Origin of the sequence: Agarivorans sp. Alg241-V36 (genome assembly GCF_900537085.1) — a bacterium.
In the GTDB taxonomy this organism is placed as follows: Bacteria; Pseudomonadota; Gammaproteobacteria; order Enterobacterales; family Celerinatantimonadaceae; genus Agarivorans.
The window spans coordinates 5,001-23,324 of the sequence record NZ_UNRE01000009.1; the positions used below are offsets into that span (position 1 = coordinate 5,001).

General features: G+C 45.8%; 19 protein-coding genes (1 of these 19 cut by a window edge). 10 read left to right on the forward strand and 9 right to left on the reverse strand.

Going from position 1 to position 18,324, the window contains the following annotated elements:
- From rapA to G6R11_RS18370, 4 genes are all read left to right on the forward strand, one after another.
- Window positions 1-2,340, forward strand: partial view of an RNA polymerase-associated protein RapA gene (gene rapA, locus G6R11_RS18355; protein WP_163134519.1) — the 3' portion only. Its footprint begins 579 nt before the window's first position; the window shows 2,340 of its 2,919 coding nt (coding positions 580-2,919); its start codon lies off the left edge, out of view; the stop codon is at window positions 2,338-2,340.
- Between the two features lie 334 nt (window positions 2,341-2,674).
- Window positions 2,675-3,325 (forward strand): pseudouridine synthase, encoded by a 651-nt coding sequence (locus tag G6R11_RS18360; RefSeq protein ID WP_163134520.1) that lies wholly within the window; start codon window positions 2,675-2,677, stop codon window positions 3,323-3,325.
- A gap of 57 nt (window positions 3,326-3,382) precedes the next feature.
- Window positions 3,383-4,177: a DUF3530 family protein gene (locus G6R11_RS18365; protein ID WP_163134521.1), complete on the forward strand. Its 795-nt coding sequence runs from the start codon at window positions 3,383-3,385 to the stop codon at window positions 4,175-4,177.
- 82 nt (window positions 4,178-4,259) lie between these two features.
- A complete protein-coding gene (locus G6R11_RS18370) occupies window positions 4,260-5,216 on the forward strand; it encodes a D-2-hydroxyacid dehydrogenase (protein ID WP_163134522.1) in 957 nt (318 codons plus the stop codon).
- On the opposite strand, the gene djlA is transcribed toward G6R11_RS18370, so the two are convergent.
- From djlA to G6R11_RS18385, 3 genes are read right to left on the reverse strand one after another with little or no spacing between them, the layout of a single operon-like run.
- Window positions 5,209-6,015 (reverse strand): co-chaperone DjlA, encoded by an 807-nt coding sequence (gene djlA, locus G6R11_RS18375; RefSeq protein WP_163134523.1) that lies wholly within the window; start codon window positions 6,013-6,015, stop codon window positions 5,209-5,211. The genes G6R11_RS18370 and djlA overlap by 8 nt on opposite strands.
- 2 nt (window positions 6,016-6,017) lie before the next feature.
- Window positions 6,018-6,698 carry an N-acetylmuramate alpha-1-phosphate uridylyltransferase MurU gene (gene murU, locus G6R11_RS18380; protein WP_163134524.1) on the reverse strand — a complete coding sequence of 227 codons (681 nt, stop codon included), beginning with the start codon at window positions 6,696-6,698 and terminating at the stop codon, window positions 6,018-6,020.
- A complete protein-coding gene (locus G6R11_RS18385) occupies window positions 6,695-7,687 on the reverse strand; it encodes an aminoglycoside phosphotransferase family protein (protein ID WP_163134525.1) in 993 nt (330 codons plus the stop codon). Before G6R11_RS18385 ends, murU begins: the two co-directional genes overlap by 4 nt.
- A gap of 198 nt (window positions 7,688-7,885) precedes the next feature.
- On the opposite strand from G6R11_RS18385, the gene lptD reads away from it, so the two are divergent.
- The 6 genes from lptD to G6R11_RS18415 all read left to right on the forward strand — a co-directional run bounded on the left by lptD (window position 7,886) and on the right by G6R11_RS18415 (window position 14,492).
- Entirely contained in the window at window positions 7,886-10,114 is a 2,229-nt protein-coding gene (gene lptD, locus G6R11_RS18390) for an LPS assembly protein LptD (RefSeq protein ID WP_163134526.1), read from the forward strand.
- 62 nt (window positions 10,115-10,176) lie between these two features.
- Window positions 10,177-11,454, forward strand: a complete 1,278-nt coding sequence (gene surA / locus G6R11_RS18395) for a peptidylprolyl isomerase SurA (RefSeq protein ID WP_163134527.1) — start codon at window positions 10,177-10,179, stop codon at window positions 11,452-11,454.
- Window positions 11,451-12,449, forward strand: a complete 999-nt coding sequence (pdxA, locus tag G6R11_RS18400; protein WP_163134528.1) for a 4-hydroxythreonine-4-phosphate dehydrogenase PdxA — start codon at window positions 11,451-11,453, stop codon at window positions 12,447-12,449. The genes surA and pdxA overlap by 4 nt, the downstream gene beginning before the upstream one ends.
- Window positions 12,442-13,272, forward strand: a complete 831-nt coding sequence (gene rsmA, locus G6R11_RS18405) for a 16S rRNA (adenine(1518)-N(6)/adenine(1519)-N(6))-dimethyltransferase RsmA (protein WP_163134529.1) — start codon at window positions 12,442-12,444, stop codon at window positions 13,270-13,272. Before pdxA ends, rsmA begins: the two co-directional genes overlap by 8 nt.
- A complete protein-coding gene (gene apaG / locus G6R11_RS18410; protein ID WP_016403735.1) occupies window positions 13,265-13,648 on the forward strand; it encodes a Co2+/Mg2+ efflux protein ApaG in 384 nt (127 codons plus the stop codon). The genes rsmA and apaG overlap by 8 nt, the downstream gene beginning before the upstream one ends.
- Before the next feature lie 13 nt (window positions 13,649-13,661).
- A complete protein-coding gene (locus G6R11_RS18415; RefSeq protein WP_163134530.1) occupies window positions 13,662-14,492 on the forward strand; it encodes a symmetrical bis(5'-nucleosyl)-tetraphosphatase in 831 nt (276 codons plus the stop codon).
- On the opposite strand, the gene folA is transcribed toward G6R11_RS18415, so the two are convergent.
- The 6 genes from folA to rplU all read right to left on the reverse strand — a co-directional run bounded on the left by folA (window position 14,489) and on the right by rplU (window position 18,209).
- Window positions 14,489-14,974: a type 3 dihydrofolate reductase gene (gene folA, locus G6R11_RS18420; protein ID WP_163134531.1), complete on the reverse strand. Its 486-nt coding sequence runs from the start codon at window positions 14,972-14,974 to the stop codon at window positions 14,489-14,491. The two genes, G6R11_RS18415 and folA, sit on opposite strands and share 4 nt — an antisense overlap.
- A gap of 26 nt (window positions 14,975-15,000) precedes the next feature.
- Window positions 15,001-15,468, reverse strand: coding sequence for a threonine/serine exporter family protein (locus G6R11_RS18425; protein ID WP_152785513.1), 468 nt, complete (start codon window positions 15,466-15,468; stop codon window positions 15,001-15,003).
- Entirely contained in the window at window positions 15,468-16,289 is an 822-nt protein-coding gene (locus G6R11_RS18430) for a threonine/serine exporter ThrE family protein (RefSeq protein WP_163134532.1), read from the reverse strand. The genes G6R11_RS18425 and G6R11_RS18430 overlap by 1 nt, the downstream gene beginning before the upstream one ends.
- Window positions 16,290-16,327: 38 nt before the next feature.
- Entirely contained in the window at window positions 16,328-17,500 is a 1,173-nt protein-coding gene (cgtA, locus tag G6R11_RS18435) for an Obg family GTPase CgtA (RefSeq protein ID WP_163134533.1), read from the reverse strand.
- Window positions 17,501-17,622: 122 nt separating this feature from the next.
- Entirely contained in the window at window positions 17,623-17,880 is a 258-nt protein-coding gene (gene rpmA, locus G6R11_RS18440) for a 50S ribosomal protein L27 (protein WP_016403741.1), read from the reverse strand.
- 17 nt (window positions 17,881-17,897) lie between these two features.
- Window positions 17,898-18,209 (reverse strand): 50S ribosomal protein L21, encoded by a 312-nt coding sequence (rplU, locus tag G6R11_RS18445; protein ID WP_016403742.1) that lies wholly within the window; start codon window positions 18,207-18,209, stop codon window positions 17,898-17,900.
- Window positions 18,210-18,324 lie beyond the last annotated feature (115 nt).

Sequence of the window (18,324 nt, forward strand, 5' to 3'; positions counted from 1 at the left end):
CTTATTGCAGGCTTAGCCAAGCGTGTACTGATTGTAGTGCCGGACGCATTGCAATATCAGTGGCTTATTGAAATGCTACGCCGCTTTAATATGCACTTTAGCTTGTTTGATGAAGACCGCTGCGTGGAGGCCTATGCCGAAGCCGATAACCCTTTTGAAACTGAGCAGTTAGTTTTATGTAGTTTAAGCTTTTTGCGTGGCAATAAAAAACGTTTTGAGCAAGTAGTTGAAGCCGACTGGGACCTAATGATTGTTGATGAAGCCCATCACCTACAGTGGGATGAAGAAACGCCGAGTCGCGAATACCAGATCATTGAAGCTCTTGCTCAAAAGGTAGCTGGGGTATTATTGCTTACCGCAACACCCGATCAACTCGGTCATCAAAGTCACTTTGCGCGTTTAAGACTACTAGATCCAAACCGCTTTTATGACTATCAAGCTTTTATAGATGAAGAACAACACTATCAACCAGTGGCCGAAGCTGCGCAATCTTTGCTAACCAGCGCCCCATTAAACACTGAACAAGCCAATCAACTAAGCGAGCTGTTAAGTGAAAATGACATTGAGCCCTTACTGGCTTTAATTAATGATGCGGGCTCGAGCTACGAGCAACAGCAGCAAGCTCGAGAAGAGTTATTGCAGCACTTGTTAGATCGCCACGGTACTGGTCGAGTATTATTTAGAAATACTCGCAGCGCGATTGAAGGCTTTCCGATGCGGCAATTGGCTAGCTACCCACTCAGCTTACCTAGCCAGTATCAAACTGCATTAAAAGTGCAACAAATGATGCAAGGCAATACAACTGGCGCCAACAACCAACTGATGTACCCAGAAGAGCTGTATCAACAGTTTGAAGGGGAAAGTGAAGGCGAAGCGAGTTGGTGCAAATTTGATCCACGAATCGACTGGTTAGTTGGTTTTCTATTGGCTCATAAACAAAAGAAAGTACTACTCATTTGTGCCAAAGCAGCCACCGCTTTAGCCATCGAAGATGCAGTTCGTACCCGTGAAGGCATTCGCGGAACGGTGTTCCATGAAGATATGTCTTTAATTGAGCGAGATAAAGCAGCAGCCTATTTTGCGCAAGATGAAGCAGGTGCGCAGTTAATGGTATGTTCGGAGATTGGCTCGGAAGGTCGCAATTTCCAATTTGCTCATCATATTGTGCTATTTGATTTGCCAACCAACCCTGACTTGCTGGAACAGCGCATCGGCCGACTAGATCGTATTGGCCAACAAAATGACATTCAAATTCATGTCCCTTATTTGGAAGGCACGCCTCAGCAAACGCTATTGCGTTGGTACCATGAAGGGCTTAATTCCTTTGAGCAAACCTGCCCGGCTGGCTCAGCTATTTTTGCCGAGTTTGGTGAAACCCTCAATGGCTTATTGGGTCAAAATACTCCAGATGAAGCAGAGTTAGACGCCCTCATCAAAAACACCGCCAAACGCTACCATGAGGTAAAGGCCAAATTAGATGCTGGCCGTGACCGTTTATTAGAGATTCACTCAAGTGGTGGTAACAAAGCGGCGGAGCTTATTGAAAAAATACAGGCTGCTGAACAAGACCCACACTTTGTTACCTTTAGCCTACGTTTATTCGACACCATCGGCATCAATCAAGATGACAAAGGCGAAAACGCCCTAGTGCTGCATGCTAGTGAGCAAATGTTAGTACCAACGATTAATGGTTTGCCTGAAGACGGTTGCACTATTACTTATGATAGAGATACCGCGCTTAGCCGAGATGAAATCCAATTAATGTCTTGGGAGCACCCGCTAATTCAAAGCTGTATTGATACAATACTAGGTGCTGACTTAGGTACCACCTCTGTGGCCTTGCTTAAGAACCGCGCCTTACCGGTCGGTAGCCTATTTGTTGAAGGGATCTTTGTAGTAGAAACCAGCGCACCAGCTGAGTACCAAATAGAACGTTACTTACCCGCTACTCCGGTACGTATTCTATTAGATAAGAATGGCGGGAACTTGTCTGACAACGTGAATTTTGAGCAATTCAACCAGCAACTTTCTGCGGTAAATCGTCACTTAGCAGCCAAGCTAATTAGCGCTTCTCAAGCCCAGATACATCCTTTACTTGCTCAGGCAAACGAACTCGCTCAACAACAGTTAAGCAGTATTGTTGAACAAGCAAGTAACAATATGAAGCAAAGCTTAAATGCAGAGCTTGAGCGCCTTGAAGCCCTAAGCGCAGTAAACCCAAGCATTCGTAAAGATGAATTAGATACCTTGCGAAGCTTGCGTGACAATGCGGGGGACTATCTGCAAAAAGCCCAAGTAAAACTCGATGGCCTACGGGTAATATTAGTATCGCATAATTAGAGTCTGTTGATCTTTCGAGCTGGTTTTTGTGGCTTATTGATACAAAGCAGAGGCTTTAATGTGTAGCTAGTCTACATGAGAAGCTGAAACGCAGTAGACATGAACCACAAACGCTGCCCGAAGGATTCGCTAAAATCGTTTTATGCCATGTTAAGTTGAATTTAAGGCAAGGCGTATTTACCTAGAACGACTAGGCAATACACGCCTTGCCGCGTCTAAAACGATTTTTCTCCAACAAACTTTAACCGCGAAAGACCAACAGACCCTAGGTTTTCTTTTTGTTTACTGCAAGGCCTTAGCTTACACTAAGGCCTTATTTTTTAGAGCTGTACAGATGCCAGATTTTGTTTATCGCCCCCCAATGTCACCCTACTTTAGCGTTATATATAAAGACGAAGCTGTGGTTGTATTTAATAAAGCCAGCGGCTTGCTGTCGGTACCAGGGCGGCTTGAAAAAGACAGCTTATGGGATCGCGCTCAGCGAACTTGGCCCGAGATTAAAGTGGTGCATCGATTAGATATGGCAACCTCTGGTCTGATTGTTATGGCTTTAGGCAAACCCGCCCAAAGCCACTTGAGTCGCCAGTTTCAACAACGGCGCACCACCAAAACCTATTATGCTGAGATATTTGGTCACCCAGAAAGCAGTGAAGGTGAAGTCAATTTACCACTGCGTTGTGACTGGCCCAATCGACCCAAACAAATCGTAGATTTTGAACAGGGTAAAGACGCCTTAACCCAGTGGCAGGTAATCGAGCAACGAGAGCAAACCAGTTTAGTTGAACTTAAACCCATTACAGGACGCACTCACCAGCTGAGGGTTCATATGCAGCAAATTGGCTGTCCGATAATTGGTGATAGTTTTTATGCTAACCAAGCCGCCAAAGACTTAAGCGAACGCTTACACCTGCATGCAGCAAAGTTAGGGTTTTATCATCCCGAGACCGAGCAATTTATGGAATTTGAGTGCCCACCTCCATTTTAGTTAAAGCTAACACAGGTATTGTCCGATACATTAGGCATACACCTCACCAAGGAAACGATGATTGTGCACATTGCTAAGTATTGCTTTCTCTTAAGTCTATTAGCAATAAACAGCGTAGTTGCTGAGGTGCAACCACAAGACTTTAGCCACAGGCAGGTACATGGAGAGCTAAAACAATTAGACGTTGCCCAGCAACAATTTGTGAGTTTGTGGTTAGAAGAGGAAACACCCCAAAAACGCGGCACCATTATTTTACTTCCCGATTGGGGGGTATCACCTAGCGCGCCCAATAGTGTAAATTCACTGCGCCAAGCTCTTCCCAAACTTGGTTGGGAGACCGGTGCAATTTTGCCACCAAAACCCTCCCCTAGCTTAATGCAAGCAAGCATAGATGATGGCGCAACAGACAATGACCAGCAGCTGCAGCAGTACAAACAAAACCTACAAGCAGTGATTGAAGCAGCCAAACAAAATCAAGCTGAGCAGTTTGGGTTTCAAGTGATAGTAGCGCAAGGCGTAATGGGAGCGTGGTTGGTTGAACTATTGGCCGAAGACGCACTGGCGCAGCCTGATGGCATTGTGCTTATAAGCGCTTATTACCCTGATCAAACGCTAAACAAAAAACTGGCAGAGCAGACTGCAACCCTGGCTATGCCAGTACTCGATATCTATGCCGAGCATTACAATCACTGGCAGCAGCAAGCTCGTGAGCAACGCTTAACTGCCAGCAACAAAAATCAAAAATTGAACTACCGTCAAACCCATTTGCCGGCGACCGCCGATACCGCCCCGAATAGTGCAAAGTTGAATAAAACCGTTTACGGCTGGTTTAACGCGCTAGGTTGGTATTAAGCTAAACACGCCTTTCCGATACTGGAGACAGCCTCGAGATATTGCTAAGCTGAGCACCACCTTCTCTCGCTAATAGCTTGCCATGAAAATAGTTTTTTTAGACCGCCTCACCCTTGCTAGTCACATTAAACTGGCGCGCCCAAGCTTTGAACATAACTGGCAAGAGTTCCCCTGCACTATGCCATCTCAAGTGCTGGAGCGCAGCCAAGATGCTAGCATCATCATCGTAAACAAAGTGCCATTAGATAAAGCGATATTGACCCAGCTGCCACAGTTAAAAATGATCGCGGTAGCGGCCACTGGCACTAACAACGTAGATTTAGCAGCAGCCACAGAGCTGGGAATCGTAGTCAGCAATATTAGAAACTATGCCGCCCAAAGCATTGCCGAACATAGCCTAGCGCTGATGTTTAACCTAAGGCGCAATGTACTAGCTTATCATCAAGCGATTCAACAAGGCCGCTGGCAACAAGCCAAGCAGTTTTGTTTCTTCGATTTTCCCATCGACAACTTAGCCAAACAAACCTTAGCCATTATTGGCGGTGGCAATCTTGGCCAAGCCACCGCTCAGCTAGCCAGCAATATAGGCATGAACGTGTTGTTCTCTGAACGAAAAGGCCAAACACCTCGCCCAGGGAAAACTGCCTTTGAAGAAGCAATACGCAGAGCCGATGTAATCAGTATCCATTGCCCACTTAATTCGCAGACGCAGGATCTAATTGCAGAGAAAGAGTTTGCGATGATGAAAAAAACGGCCTTGCTGATAAATACCGCCCGAGGTGGAATTGTGAACGAGCAAGCTTTGTTTCAAGCCTTGCAGAACAAACAAATTGCCGGAGCGGCCAGTGATGTATCTGAATACGAACCGCCAGCAGAGAACAGCCCGTTGATGCAAGCGCTCAGCTTGAACAATTTGATTGTCACTCCACATGTGGGCTGGGCTAGCAGCCAAAACATGCAAGTTTTGGCTGACCAGCTAATTGAAAATATTGAAGCATTTGTAGCGGGTGAACCGCGCCACCAAGTTTTTACTAACTAGCGCTTTTACGCTGCTGTTTTACCAGCTCGTAAGCCTGTTGAATATCTTGGGTACGTTGCTTGGCCAGCTCCATCATTTCTGGCGGTAAGCCCTTGGCAACTAACTTATCTGGGTGGTGCTGTGTCATTAGTTTGCGGTAGGCCCGTTTAATTTGCTGGTCGCTGTCTTGCTGGCTAACCCCAAGAATTTGATAAGCTTCTTCTAGCTGTTTAGCGCTACTTTGAGCACTCTGGCGCTGACCGCCACCATGACGATGGAACTTAAGCTCAGCTTCCCAACGCGAAATCATTGCTTGAAGTTCAGGCTCTGAGAAACCTAAAGCCTTAGCGACACGCTTTAATAGAGCGTGTTCGCTGTCATCGATTACGCCATCTGCAAACACCCCTTGCAGCTGGATTTCCATGAACATTTGCAGCAAATCGCGACGCCCATTGACCGCACTAACAAATTGAGAAATTTGCTCTTCTAGGGGAAAGTCAGCGTCTTTACCTTGGCGAAATGCATCTTGGGCTTGGCGCCTAGCTTCACCTTGCAGGCGCATTTGGTCCATCAGGAAATTAGCCACCTGAATCTCTTGCTGGGTCACCACGCCTTTTGATTTAGCAATATGCCCAAGAACCGCAAAAGTCGAAAATAAAAAGGCTTGTTGAGCGGCTTGGCTATTGGCGGCCGAGAACGCAAAATTACCGCCAATCGCTTTATCAAAACGATGGCCGATCCAAAATCCTAATATTACCCACAAAATGTTGCCAAGCATCGAGCCTAAAAGGACACCGAATATTTTTCCCCAAATTCGCATCACTAATCTCTAATATTGGTTAATTGTTTCTCTAAACTTTGCAGTCGCTGCGGTGTGCCTACGTCTACCCATTGGCCAGCTTGCAGCTGCCCACTCACTTGTTGTTTTGCCATTGCAGCTCGTAACAGGGGAGCCAAAGCTTGCTTACCACTTGGCAAGCCGTTAAAAAAAGCTTGATGATAAATGGCCACACCACTAAAAGTAAACTCGGGCTTATCTACCACCTTGCCGTGTTCGAGACTAAAATCACCTTGCAAATTATGGTTTGGGTTAGCCACCAAGTATAAATGGGCATCACATTCGGCTTGGCTAGTTTGGCAAATCGCTTGGTAATCCCAATCATTCCAAACATCGCCGTTAATCACTAAAAATTGTTCACTGGCAATAATCGGCAAGGCTTTAATAATGCCGCCTGCGGTTTCTAAGGCGCTAGTTTCGTGACTATAAAGGATGTCTATTCCCCATTGTTCACCAGTGCCCAAATGCGCTTCTATCATCTCGCCTAAATACGCCGTGTTAATCACGATACGTGTTATGCCCGCAGTTACTAGCTTATCAATATGCCAATTTATTAAGGCTTTTCCCGCCACTTTTAACAAAGGCTTAGGGCGGTTATCAGTTAAGGGGCGCATTCGCTCACCACGACCGGCAGCCAAAATCATTGCGGTGCGAATTTGGCTCATACTTTAAAGCCTTTGGCGATTGGGCTTAGCCACTGATGAAAGGCCTGTAACTCAGGGTAACGCTTAGTCACTTGCAGCACGTATTCGAGAGTTTGCGGAATGGCTTCTCGATAGGCAGTTTTACCATCACGGTGATCAAGTCGGCAGAAAATCCCCAGCGCTTTTATGTGTCGCTGCAATCCAGTTAAATCAAACCAGCGCTGCCAAGTACTTGGCTCTATTGGACCGCTTAATTGGGCAGACTTTTCGCTTAAAAAAGCTTGTTGTAATTCATCAACCAGCTCTTCCGGCCAAGCAATGTAGCAATCACGTAACAGTGAGACCACATCGTAAGCAATCGGTCCCCACACCATATCTTGAAAATCAATCATCACAATTTGTTGTTGGTTTAACATTAAATTGCGACTGTGAAAATCCCGATGCATAGGGGCATAGGGCTGCTCCAATATCGCTTGGCTAACCACGCTACATAGGCCTGACCAATCACAAGTCTGTTGCCACTCTTCGTCGGCCTGCAACTCTTGTTTGGCAAACCAATCAGCAAAAATATCTAGCTCTCGCTGAATAAAAACTGGGTCAAAGTCTTCCATTTCTGCCAAATCTTCACGCTTAGAGCCTTGAAGTTGAACGATTAAAGCAAGTGCTTGTCTATACAGTTCAGCAGCATTATCGGCGCTGAGTATTTGCTCAAGCATGGTTGAACCAAGATCTTCAATGCATAAAAAGCCGGCATCTATATCTGCAGCCAGCACCGCAGGCACAGGCAGATTTTGGGCATTTAGGGCCTTGGCGATATCAACAAACTGCTGGTTTTTTTCCGTCGCTGGCGGAGCATCAACAGCAATAGCGGTATCGCCGTTTGCAAGTTGGAAACGAAAATAACGCCGAAAACTGGCGTCGCCACTTACCATCGTAAGCAGAGGAGGAACAATGTCGAAGGTTTGTGACAGCCATTGCTGTAATGCAGATTCGCGCACTAAATTACTCATAATTTCTTATACTAATAACAGCCTTTAAATAGCCGCTCACCAATAAATCCAGTATTATAAGCGGCTAACTTTAACCACAGAATTCATTAAGCACAACGTTGACGTTACAAGCTTGGAATTTGTTTATATCAGGGAATGGTTCATATTTATATGTTCGTAACTAAACGGTGCCTGCAAACATCGCTAGGATTAGCGGCGTTGCTTTCAAGCCTCAGTGCCTACGCAGAAACACCGTTATCTATGCCTCAGTGCCGAGCACACATCCCAGAACGCACTCAAGCCGGTCCTGTTGATCCTACCGCACCTTATGTTATTGCTGCTGATGAATTACATGCAAAACAAGGGGATAAAGCCAGTTTCAGCGGTAATGTTGAGTTTTCTCAAGGCCCTCGCGCATTAAAAGCCGAAAACACTGTATTAGATGAACAGGCGCAAACCTTAAAAGCGAGCGGCAACATTGAGTTTCAAGATAACTTAGTGAGCGTGAAAAGTGATACTTTTGACGCCAACCTAAAAGATCATCAAGCCACGCTTAACTCGGCTGAATATCAACTGTTTGAGCAACAAGGTCGCGGCGAAGCCAACAATCTTATAATCAATGATGAGCAAAACTTGTCTTTGGAAGATGCCAGCTATACCGCTTGCCCACCTGATGATGTAACTTGGGAAATTCGCGCAGAAAAAATTGATATAGACTCGAGTGAACAGTGGGCCACCACTAAAAATGCCACAGTAAGACTGTTTAACGTGCCGGTAATGTATTTGCCGTACTTCTCTTATCCCATTGGCGACCAACGCCACAGTGGCTTTTTGTTTCCAAGTGTCTCCACCTCTACCAAAAATGGTATTGACATTTCTACCCCCTACTATTGGAATATCGCCCCTAACTTTGATGCAACCATTACACCGCGTTTGATGACGCGCCGAGGCTTGCAACTGCAAAGTGAGTTCAGATATTTACTCGGGCAAAACAACGGTAACTTGAATGTAGAATATCTCGCCAATGACCGCGAGTTAGGCCGCGATCGTTACTTAGTTCACTGGGACCACCAAGGACAGTATCAACGCCACTGGCGCTTTAATACCGATTACACTCGCATTAGTGATGACAACTACTTTAATGACTTAGGTGACAAACTAGGCAAGGTAAACGAAAACCAATTACTCCAGACCGGTGATGTGGGTTACCACACGCGAAACTGGTATACCGAGCTGTTGGTGCAGGATTTTCAGGTACTGGGTAATACCGAACAGCCGCACACCTTACTTCCGCAGCTTACTTTTTCTGGTGATTGGGATTTAAATTGGCAGACACTGCAATTTGGCTTTGATTCAGAAATTAGCAACTTTACTCACAGCGATAGCACCCTTTACACCGCTCAACGGGTACACTTTGAGCCGAGTTTAAGCTTACCTTATGTGGTGCCAGCAGGTTTTTTTCAAGCTGACTTAGCGCTAATGCATACCTATTACAGCCAAGATAAAGGCAGTAATTTTGAATATGACTACTTAGCCAGTTCAGTTAATCGAACCTTGCCCAAGGTTAGTGTTGAAGGGGGCTTAAATTTTGACCGTAAAACCCTTTGGTTTGGTGATAACTACACCCAAACCCTAGAGCCAGTAATTAAGTATTTGTATATCCCTTACACTAATCAAGATGATATCGGTATTTATGATACGGATAACCTACAACAAGATTACTACGGCTTATTTAGGGATAAACGTTATAGCGGTTTAGACCGAATTGCCGATGCCAACCAAATCACTCTCGGTGTTCACTCGCGATTTCTATCACCGAGTAACCAAGAAACGCTGCGTTTAAGCATTGGTCAGATTATCTACGTTGAGCCTAGCCGTACTACTTTAACACCAGGTAGCGAGCCTTCGGATAACTCTAGTTCTGCGCTAGCCTTTGAAGCTGACGCCAATATTCAACAAGATTGGTATGGCCATACTGGTTTTCAAATCGACACTTTAGAAGGCCGCCTCAACAAAGCTAACGCAGCAATTGAATGGCGACCCGAGGCACAAAAACTCGTGCAAATGAATTATCGCTACTCGCAAGCAACCGAGACCATGGTGAGTGACGTAAACCAAGTGGGCACCAAGGTGGCTTGGCCAATTAGCGATAAAGTATCAGCAGTAGGCAGTTATTATCGCGATATGATTTTGGACCGCAGTATCGAAAGCTACCTTGGCGTTCAATATAACTCATGTTGCTGGGGCATCCGCCTTACTTATCAACGCGGCCTAAAAAGCACCTATGTCGACGACACCTCAGGCGTTGACCGAGTGGGCGAATTCGATACCTCTCTGCGCCTCGACTTCGAGATTAAAGGCTTAGGTGGCAGCGATACCAGTAGCTACGATGAAATGCTCGAAGGTGGCAACTTTAAATATGGTCGCCCCTTTTACCTGAACAATTAAAACCTTTAACGCAAATATGATAGAGTAAGCGGCGTTTTGCTCGCAGTAATGATAGGAACGAAATGAAAAGATTATTTTTGCTTAGTGTAAGTATGCTTATGCTTACTACTGGGCTGGTTCAGGCTCAAGAGCAATTGCTCGATAAAGTTGTCGCCATTGTCAATAATGATGTGATCACTCAGAGCCAAGTTGATGAACTCACCAACAAAGTTCTGCGTAATTCCAAAGGGGCAGAGCAAGAGCTACCACCTGAAGACGAACTACAGCAACAAGTGATGGACAGGCTTATCCTTGAAAGCTTACAGCTTCAGTTAGCTGATCGCTTGGGCATTAAGATTAGTGATAGCCAGCTAGAAAACACCATCGACAACATTATTGCTGGTGAAAACAAAAGCCGTGAAGAGTTCTTGGATACCCTAGCCAAGCAAGGTATTAGCTATAACCAGTTTCGCGAAGATATTCGCACCGAAATTGTTTTAGGTGAAGTAGGCCGCAGTCAGGTTCAACGCCGAGTAAACGTGTCAGAGCAAGAAATTGATGCCTTAATGAAGCTAATAGAAGAACAAGACAAAGGCACTGTTCGCTATCATGTTGGCCACATCTTGCTACGTATTTCTGGTGACGAACAAGCCACTCAACAACTAGCAGAAAACCTAGTCGTTCAGCTTAAAGATGGCGAAAACTTTAACCAATTGGCGATGACTCACTCGCAAGGACCAAAAGCCTTAGAAGGCGGTGACTGGGGTTGGATGACCATTGAAGAGATGCCAACATTGTTTGCTGGAGTAGTAAGAAACCAGCACAAAGGATCTGTAATGGGCCCAGTTCGCACCGACTCAGGTCTGCATATCATTATGGTATTAGATGCTGAAGGTTTGCAAAAAGTTGAAACCTTAGAAGTGAATGCTCGCCATATTCTAATAAAACCTTCGATTATTCTGAGTGATAAAAAGGCGCAGAGTTTGCTTTCCGAGTTCCGCCAGCAATTGATCTTAGGTGAAGTGACATTTGAAGAGTTAGCTCGCCAATACTCTGAAGACCCAGGTTCAGCCGTGCGAGGTGGTGAACTAGGTTGGTCAGATCCAAGCGCATTTGTTCCAGCATTTAGAGACACAGCAAAACGCCTAGGTGTAGGAGAGCTGAGCCAGCCTTTCCGCTCGACTTTTGGCTGGCACTTAATGGAAGTACTAGACAAACGCACCACCGATACCACCAATAAAGCCAGTCAAAACCGTGCTTATCAAATGATCTTCAACCGTAAGTTCAATGAAGAAACCCAAGCATGGCAAGAAGAGCTACGCGAAGAAGCATATGTAGAAATACTGGATGGTGAGGCATGAGTAAGCCGGTTGCTAGAATAGCCATTACGCCAGGTGAACCTGCAGGTATTGGCCCAGATTTGGTGCTATCTATTAGCCAACAAGATTGGCCAATGGAGCTAGTGGTAGTTGCTGACCCTCGTTTACTTAAAGAGCGCGCTAGCCAATTGGGTATGGATATTACCCTACTGCCTTATCAGCCAGAACAGGCGGCTAAGCCACAAGCAGCTGGCACCTTAACGGTTGCGCCAATTGCGATGAGCAGTTCGGCAGTAGCGGGGCAGTTAGACGAAGCCAATGGTCACTACGTGCTAAATACCCTTAAGTTTGCTAGTGATGGCAACATGAATGGTCAGTTTGCTGCAGTAGTTACTGGCCCGGTGCACAAGGGTATTATTAATAAAGCCGGCGTGTCTTTTAGTGGCCATACCGAATTTTTTGCCCAGCAATCAGGTACCGCAGATGTTGTGATGATGCTTGTCACAGAGGGTCTGCGGGTTGCGCTAGCGACTACTCACCTGCCCTTAGCTTATGTAGCCAAAGCCATTACTCATGAGCGCCTACACAATATTATCAGTATTTTGCATCACGACCTGCAAACCAAGTTCGCGATTAAACAGCCTAAGATATTTGTTTGTGGCCTAAACCCCCATGCGGGCGAAGATGGTCACCTTGGTCGCGAAGAGCTGGATATTATTATTCCGTTGCTTGATGAAATGCGCGAGCAACATGGTATGAATTTAATTGGCCCCTTACCTGCAGATACACTCTTCCAAGATAAATACTTGGCAGAAGCGGACGCAGTGTTAGCCATGTACCATGACCAAGGCCTACCGGTGCTAAAATACAAAGGTTTTGGCCAATCGGTAAACATAACCCTTGGTCTACCCTTTATTAGAACCTCAGTTGACCATGGAACAGCCTTAGAGCTAGCGGGAACTGGTGAAGCCGATCATGGAAGTATGATTACCGCCATCGAACAAGCCATTGATATGGTAGAGCGAGAACATGAATAAACAAGTTCATCAGGGACACCGCGCCCGTAAACGTTTTGGTCAAAACTTCCTTAACAATGACTCGGTTATTAGCCAAATTGTAGCCACTATCTATCCTCAATCAGGTGAAAACCTAGTTGAAATTGGCCCAGGCTTAGGCGCTTTAACTGAGCCCGTTGCCACCACTGCTGGCCACCTACAAGTGGTAGAGTTAGACCGCGACTTAGCCCAGCGCTTACGCGAGCACCCAACTCTGGCCAGCTTGCTTACTATTCATGAAATTGATGCACTTAAGTTCGATTTTATGCAGTTAGCTAAGCCTGAACAAAAAATGCGGGTATTTGGTAACTTACCTTACAACATATCTACTCCGCTTATTTTTCACCTACTTAGCTTTACCAGCGCTATTTCTGATATGCACTTTATGCTGCAAAAAGAAGTAGTGAAACGCATGGCTGCAGGCCCAGATAGCAAAGCTTACGGCCGCCTAAGCGTAATGACTCAAGTGCAATGTAATGTAATGCCGGCCTTGGAAGTTCCGCCCGAGGCGTTTGCACCGCCACCGAAGGTTGATTCTGCCGTGGTGCGCTTAGAGCCTTACGAAAGCACCCTTTACCCGCTTAACTCATTAGCAACCCTAGACAGGGTGTGTAAAGAGGCCTTTAATCAGCGCCGTAAAACCATTCGCAACGCATTAGGTAACTTGCTTACGGTTGAGCATTTAGCCGAGCTTGATCTAAAGCCCACGCTGCGCCCAGAAAATTTAACTATTCAGCAATTTTGTGATATTGCTAATTACATAGATAAAAATCAGTTATTGCAGGCTTCTAGCAGCGATGAGTAATACCCCAGAATATGACCTAGATATTGAAGTTGAATCGGGCTTTTTGCCTGAACACTCAGTACCAGAAAAACAACAATTCGCTTTTTTTTACACCATTACTATTCGCAACTGCAGCGCTGAAGCACTGCAGTTATTGCGCCGCCACTGGGTGATTACCGACGGAGATGGCAAAGTAAACGAAGTGAAAGGCGACGGTGTTGTGGGTAAGCAGCCCCACCTTAAACCGGAAAAACCTTTTTCTTATACCAGCAGTGCTGTGCTAGCCACTGAAGTGGGCGTAATGCAAGGCAGCTATACGCTGATTGACGAAGCAGGTAACGAATTTGAAGCGGAGATCCCACCGTTTCGTTTATCACTTCCTAATAAGCTTCACTAATTTAAGGTGAGCCATGGCGACTTATTTTGTTGGTGACATCCAAGGCTGTTTGGATGAATTAAAAGCGCTGTTAAAACAGTGCAAATTCTCCGTAAGAAAAGATCAGCTTTGGCTCGCGGGAGACCTCGTGGCTCGAGGTCCTAAATCTCTAGAAACCCTGCGTTTTGTTAAAGAACTCGGTAGCGCCGCTCAGGTAGTACTAGGTAATCACGATTTACACCTATTAGCGGTTGCCAATGGTATTCACCGAGCCAAGCGCCGCGATAAGCTACAAGATTTACTCGACGCCCCCGACAAAGAAGAATTACTGTATTGGTTACGCCAACAGCCACTAATTAAAAAACACCCCTACTACGATGTAGTGATGGTGCATGCCGGTATTTATCCGAAATGGAAAGTTAGTAAGGCACTTAAACTCGGCAAAGAAGTGCATAAGCAACTCGCTGGTGATGACTACTTATCATTACTTAAAAACATGTACAGCAATGAACCCGCTCATTGGAGCGATGAGTTAGTAGGTTATGACCGCCTGCGTTGCATCATCAATGTATTTACTCGAATGCGTTATTGCTTCCCTGATGCCAGCTTGGATTTTGAATCGAAGATCCCACCAAACAAAAATACCAATCCTAACCTTAAACCTTGGTTTGAAATCCCCGGGAAGCACCTCAAAGACACCCACATTGTATTTGGCCACTGGGCGGCGCTAATGGGTAAGAGTAAACATGACTTAGTCTCTGGGCTTGATACTGGCTGTGTGTGGGGCAATCACTTGTCGATGCTGCGCTGGGAGGACCAGCGCATGTATACCCAAGATTGCCTAAGCGAGAATGCGGCTGGCTAAGCGCGAGCCAGTGTTACAAATTCGTAGTTATAAGGGTTCTTCTCATCAGCCAGATGTTTTTCACTTTCTAACTGCCGCCACTGATATTGCTGATAATCCGGGAAGTGAGCTTCTCCTTCCACCGCTTTATCAATAAAGGTTAAATACAGCGTATCGGCAAAAGCCAAACACTGCTGGTAAATATTACCGCCACCAATAATCATTACTTCAGCTTCATCTTTAACCAAATCTAGCGCTGCTTGCACGGTGTTAACTACGGTAACACCTTCTATAGCTAAATCAGCGTTACGGCTTATCACAATGTTCAATCGCCCCGGCAAAGGGCGGCCAATTGATTGGTATGTTAAGCGTCCCATAATCACCGGTTTACCCATAGTCACCGCTTTAAAATGTTTAAGGTCGGCCGGTAAGTGCCATGGCATTTGATTGTCTTTGCCGATGACTCGTTGCTTTGCCATTGCGGCTATCATTGCTACTTTCACTGTTTTACCTTTTTAAACTAAACGGCCTACACAATCGGGCGGCCGCGATATATAACAACTGAGGGAATGGCCAAGCCAAAACTTAAGGCCATCAAAATGAACATAGTCCTCAAACCATTTTCGATAATGGTGGCCAGTAGCGGCTCACTAAAGCCGTTACTATATAAGCTAATAATTCCGACCATGGTAGTAAATGCATAGCTCCCTGGAATCATCGGAATAATAGAGGCTACGGTAAACACTGGACGCGGAATCAAATATCGACGCGACCAGTAAACGCCAATTAAGCCTACGCTAGTAGACGCCACCAAAGTAGCCCATTCAAGCGGCACGCCCCAATAAATACAAAGAGTCCTCAAACTATGTGCAAAGGCTCCTCCAATGGCGCAAAAGCCTAGCATACGAGTAGGCACATTAAACACCATGGCAAAGCCAACCGCAGGCACCGCTGAAAATAGCGCGTCTTCAACCAGTAGTGCGAGTAATTCAATCATTATAACCACCCACTTACGCCAGTAGCCCACATAGACAGAGCGATGCCCATGGCAACACCCAAGCTAAGCAAAGAGGCAAAAAACCAGCGCGAGATCCCCATGCTGATATGCCCTTTAACCATGTCTGAAACAGCATTAATCAAGGGAAAGCCAGGTACCAGTAGTAACACCGAAGCGGCCATTACCGTTTGCGGTTGGTTGCCAATATCGTAGCGCACCGCAAGGCCGGCGATAGTGGTAGCCACAAAAGCTGTCATGCCAAAATTGAGAATGGGATTGTGATGGCGATGCGCCATTTCTTGTCTAAATAGCATTGCTATGGCAGAGGCTACAAAGGTCATGGCAAATACAGCCCAATCACCACCAAACAATCGACTAAAGCAGGCGCAAGACATACCAATCATAAATACCACAAGCCAGCGATTATGCTTGTAGGGCTGCAAGCGCTCTAAACGCTTAACCACGTCATCAACATCCAACAACTGCTTCTCAGCCATAATGGTGATTCGCTGCACTTCACACACCATGTGCATGTTGATGCCACGGTCGTAAACCCGCCGGGTGGTTGTAATACACCGCCCTTGCGACAAACCGGTGAGAATCAGAGCATTGGCGGTAATTGCCAGCTCTACACTATCAAGGCCCAGCGCTTTACCTAGGCGGACAGTTGTTTCTTCAATTAACTTACTCTCAGCGCCATGTTGCTGCATGATTCTGCCGGCTTGCACTGCGACACGGCAAATCCGCGTTTGTTGTTCTAGAGAAATAATACGAACCGGAGCCTGAACAGGCTCCGGAGAGTTTCTAAATGAGCGTAACATTTAACGATCCAAGTCATACTACCACTGTTGATAGCTTACTATGGCTGGTAGATAACCTCTACATCATAATCGTCATCATCCCAATCATCATCGTCGTCTTCATCATCCCAATCTTCTTGGTTTGCTTTGTCGATCTGCTGTTGATGATAGTCATCCCATTGGAATTTAACTTCTTCGCGCTCAGCCATTTCTTGTTCAACCACTGGTAGGGTTTCGATAAATTGACCAATCGCTTTACAGATGTCTTTAGTACCGTTGTTCTCTAAAGCTGAAATGGAGAACACCTCACCTTGCCAATCCAGTGCTTCAATCACTTTTTGGCGGATCTCTTCAGCTTCTTCTTCAAGCACTAAGTCGACTTTATTAAATACCAACCAACGTGGCTTTTCGAATAGCTTTTCACTGTACTGTTCGAGCTCGTTGATAATAGTGATGGCATTTTCGGCTGGGTCGCTGCCGTCTGCTGGTAATACATCTACCAGATGCAACAATACGCGGCAACGCTCTAAGTGCTTTAAGAAACGTACACCAAGCCCTGCACCATCTGCAGCACCTTCGATCAAACCAGGAATATCGGCGATCACAAAACCGCGATTCTCCGATTGACGCACCACACCCAAATTAGGGATAAGCGTGGTAAACGGATAATCAGCTACCTTCGGTTTAGCCGCAGACACACTGCGAATAAAGGTAGATTTACCCGCATTTGGTAAGCCCAACATACCTACGTCAGCAAGCAGCAATAGCTCCAACTGCAGGTTACGAACTTCACCAGGCGTACCATTAGATTTACGACGCGGAGCTCGGTTAGTACTGCTCTTAAAGCGTGTATTACCTAGACCGTGGAAGCCGCCCTTAGCCACCAATAAACGCTGTTTGTGCTGCGTAAGATCGCCAAGGATCTCGCCGGTATCTTGGTCACGAGCACGCGTACCAACCGGCACAGGCAACTCTAAATCTTCACCACGCTTACCCGTACAATTAGAACCTTGGCCGTTTTCGCCACGTTCTGCTTTATGAAAACGTTCAAAGCGGTAATCAATCAAGGTATTTAGGTTTTCATCGGCAACCAAATATACGCTACCTCCATCACCGCCATCGCCGCCATCAGGGCCACCGCGAGGAACATACTTCTCACGGCGGAAACTAATGGTGCCATTGCCGCCGTCACCAGCGTCTACTTTAATTACCGCTTCATCTACAAATTTCATTTTTCACTCCAGCATTATCGCTTAACTATAATGCACCACGCCTACTTCGTAAGCGAAATAGTGGTTTATTGGAAAAAAAAAGCCCCGCTGTTGCGGGGCTTTTTAAATATCGAGTTGGACGTTTATTCAGCTTCGATGCTTACAAACTTACGGTTTTTAGGACCTTTTACTTCAAATTTCACTTTGCCTTCGGCAGTTGCGAAAAGAGTATGGTCTTTACCGATACCAACGTTAGAGCCAGCGTGGAACTTAGTACCACGTTGACGAACAATAATGCTACCCGCTAATACAGACTCGCCACCGAAACGCTTAACACCTAGGCGTTTGCTTTCCGAATCGCGACCGTTACGAGTACTACCACCAGCCTTTTTATGTGCCATGAGTATATTCCTCTAAATTAACCGTTAATGCCTGTAATGCGAACTTCAGTGAACCACTGACGGTGGCCCTGTTGCTTACGTGAATGCTTACGACGACGGAACTTAACGATTTTAACTTTATCGCCACGACCATGAGAAACAACTTCAGCTGTTACTTTGGTACCATCTACATAAGGTGCGCCTACTTTAACGTCTTCGCCATTGGCAACTAGTAATACGTTATCAAATTCAACTGTGTTACCAGTCTCAACGTCTAGTTTCTCAAGGCGAAGTGTTTGACCTTCGGCCACACGGTGTTGTTTACCACCACTTAGGATAACCGCGTACATTTTCTTCAAACTCCGCTTACACCTGATATTTCAAGGTGTCTATAATTCTCAACAATGACGGCGGATTCTACGGAAAAAGATCTGTTCCCGCAAGGGGAATTTCAAAAAAGTTTAA

Excerpts from the sequence above, each read along its gene's own strand:
- G6R11_RS18385 (WP_163134525.1), bottom strand. The coding sequence starts at position 7,687 with ATGAGTAATTTAGTGCGCGAATCTGCATTACAGCAATGGCTGTCACAA.
- murU (WP_163134524.1), bottom strand. The coding sequence starts at position 6,698 with ATGAGCCAAATTCGCACCGCAATGATTTTGGCTGCCGGTCGTGGTGAG.
- rpmA (WP_016403741.1), bottom strand. The coding sequence starts at position 17,880 with ATGGCACATAAAAAGGCTGGTGGTAGTACTCGTAACGGTCGCGATTCG.
- G6R11_RS18360 (WP_163134520.1), top strand. The coding sequence starts at position 2,675 with ATGCCAGATTTTGTTTATCGCCCCCCAATGTCACCCTACTTTAGCGTT.
- apaG (WP_016403735.1), top strand. The coding sequence starts at position 13,265 with ATGAGTAATACCCCAGAATATGACCTAGATATTGAAGTTGAATCGGGC.
- cgtA (WP_163134533.1), bottom strand. The coding sequence starts at position 17,500 with ATGAAATTTGTAGATGAAGCGGTAATTAAAGTAGACGCTGGTGACGGC.
- surA (WP_163134527.1), top strand. The coding sequence starts at position 10,177 with ATGAAAAGATTATTTTTGCTTAGTGTAAGTATGCTTATGCTTACTACT.
- G6R11_RS18370 (WP_163134522.1), top strand. The coding sequence starts at position 4,260 with ATGAAAATAGTTTTTTTAGACCGCCTCACCCTTGCTAGTCACATTAAA.
- G6R11_RS18415 (WP_163134530.1), top strand. The coding sequence starts at position 13,662 with ATGGCGACTTATTTTGTTGGTGACATCCAAGGCTGTTTGGATGAATTA.
- G6R11_RS18430 (WP_163134532.1), bottom strand. The coding sequence starts at position 16,289 with ATGTTACGCTCATTTAGAAACTCTCCGGAGCCTGTTCAGGCTCCGGTT.
- G6R11_RS18425 (WP_152785513.1), bottom strand. The coding sequence starts at position 15,468 with ATGATTGAATTACTCGCACTACTGGTTGAAGACGCGCTATTTTCAGCG.
- pdxA (WP_163134528.1), top strand. The coding sequence starts at position 11,451 with ATGAGTAAGCCGGTTGCTAGAATAGCCATTACGCCAGGTGAACCTGCA.
- djlA (WP_163134523.1), bottom strand. The coding sequence starts at position 6,015 with ATGCGAATTTGGGGAAAAATATTCGGTGTCCTTTTAGGCTCGATGCTT.
- G6R11_RS18365 (WP_163134521.1), top strand. The coding sequence starts at position 3,383 with ATGATTGTGCACATTGCTAAGTATTGCTTTCTCTTAAGTCTATTAGCA.
- rsmA (WP_163134529.1), top strand. The coding sequence starts at position 12,442 with ATGAATAAACAAGTTCATCAGGGACACCGCGCCCGTAAACGTTTTGGT.
- rplU (WP_016403742.1), bottom strand. The coding sequence starts at position 18,209 with ATGTACGCGGTTATCCTAAGTGGTGGTAAACAACACCGTGTGGCCGAA.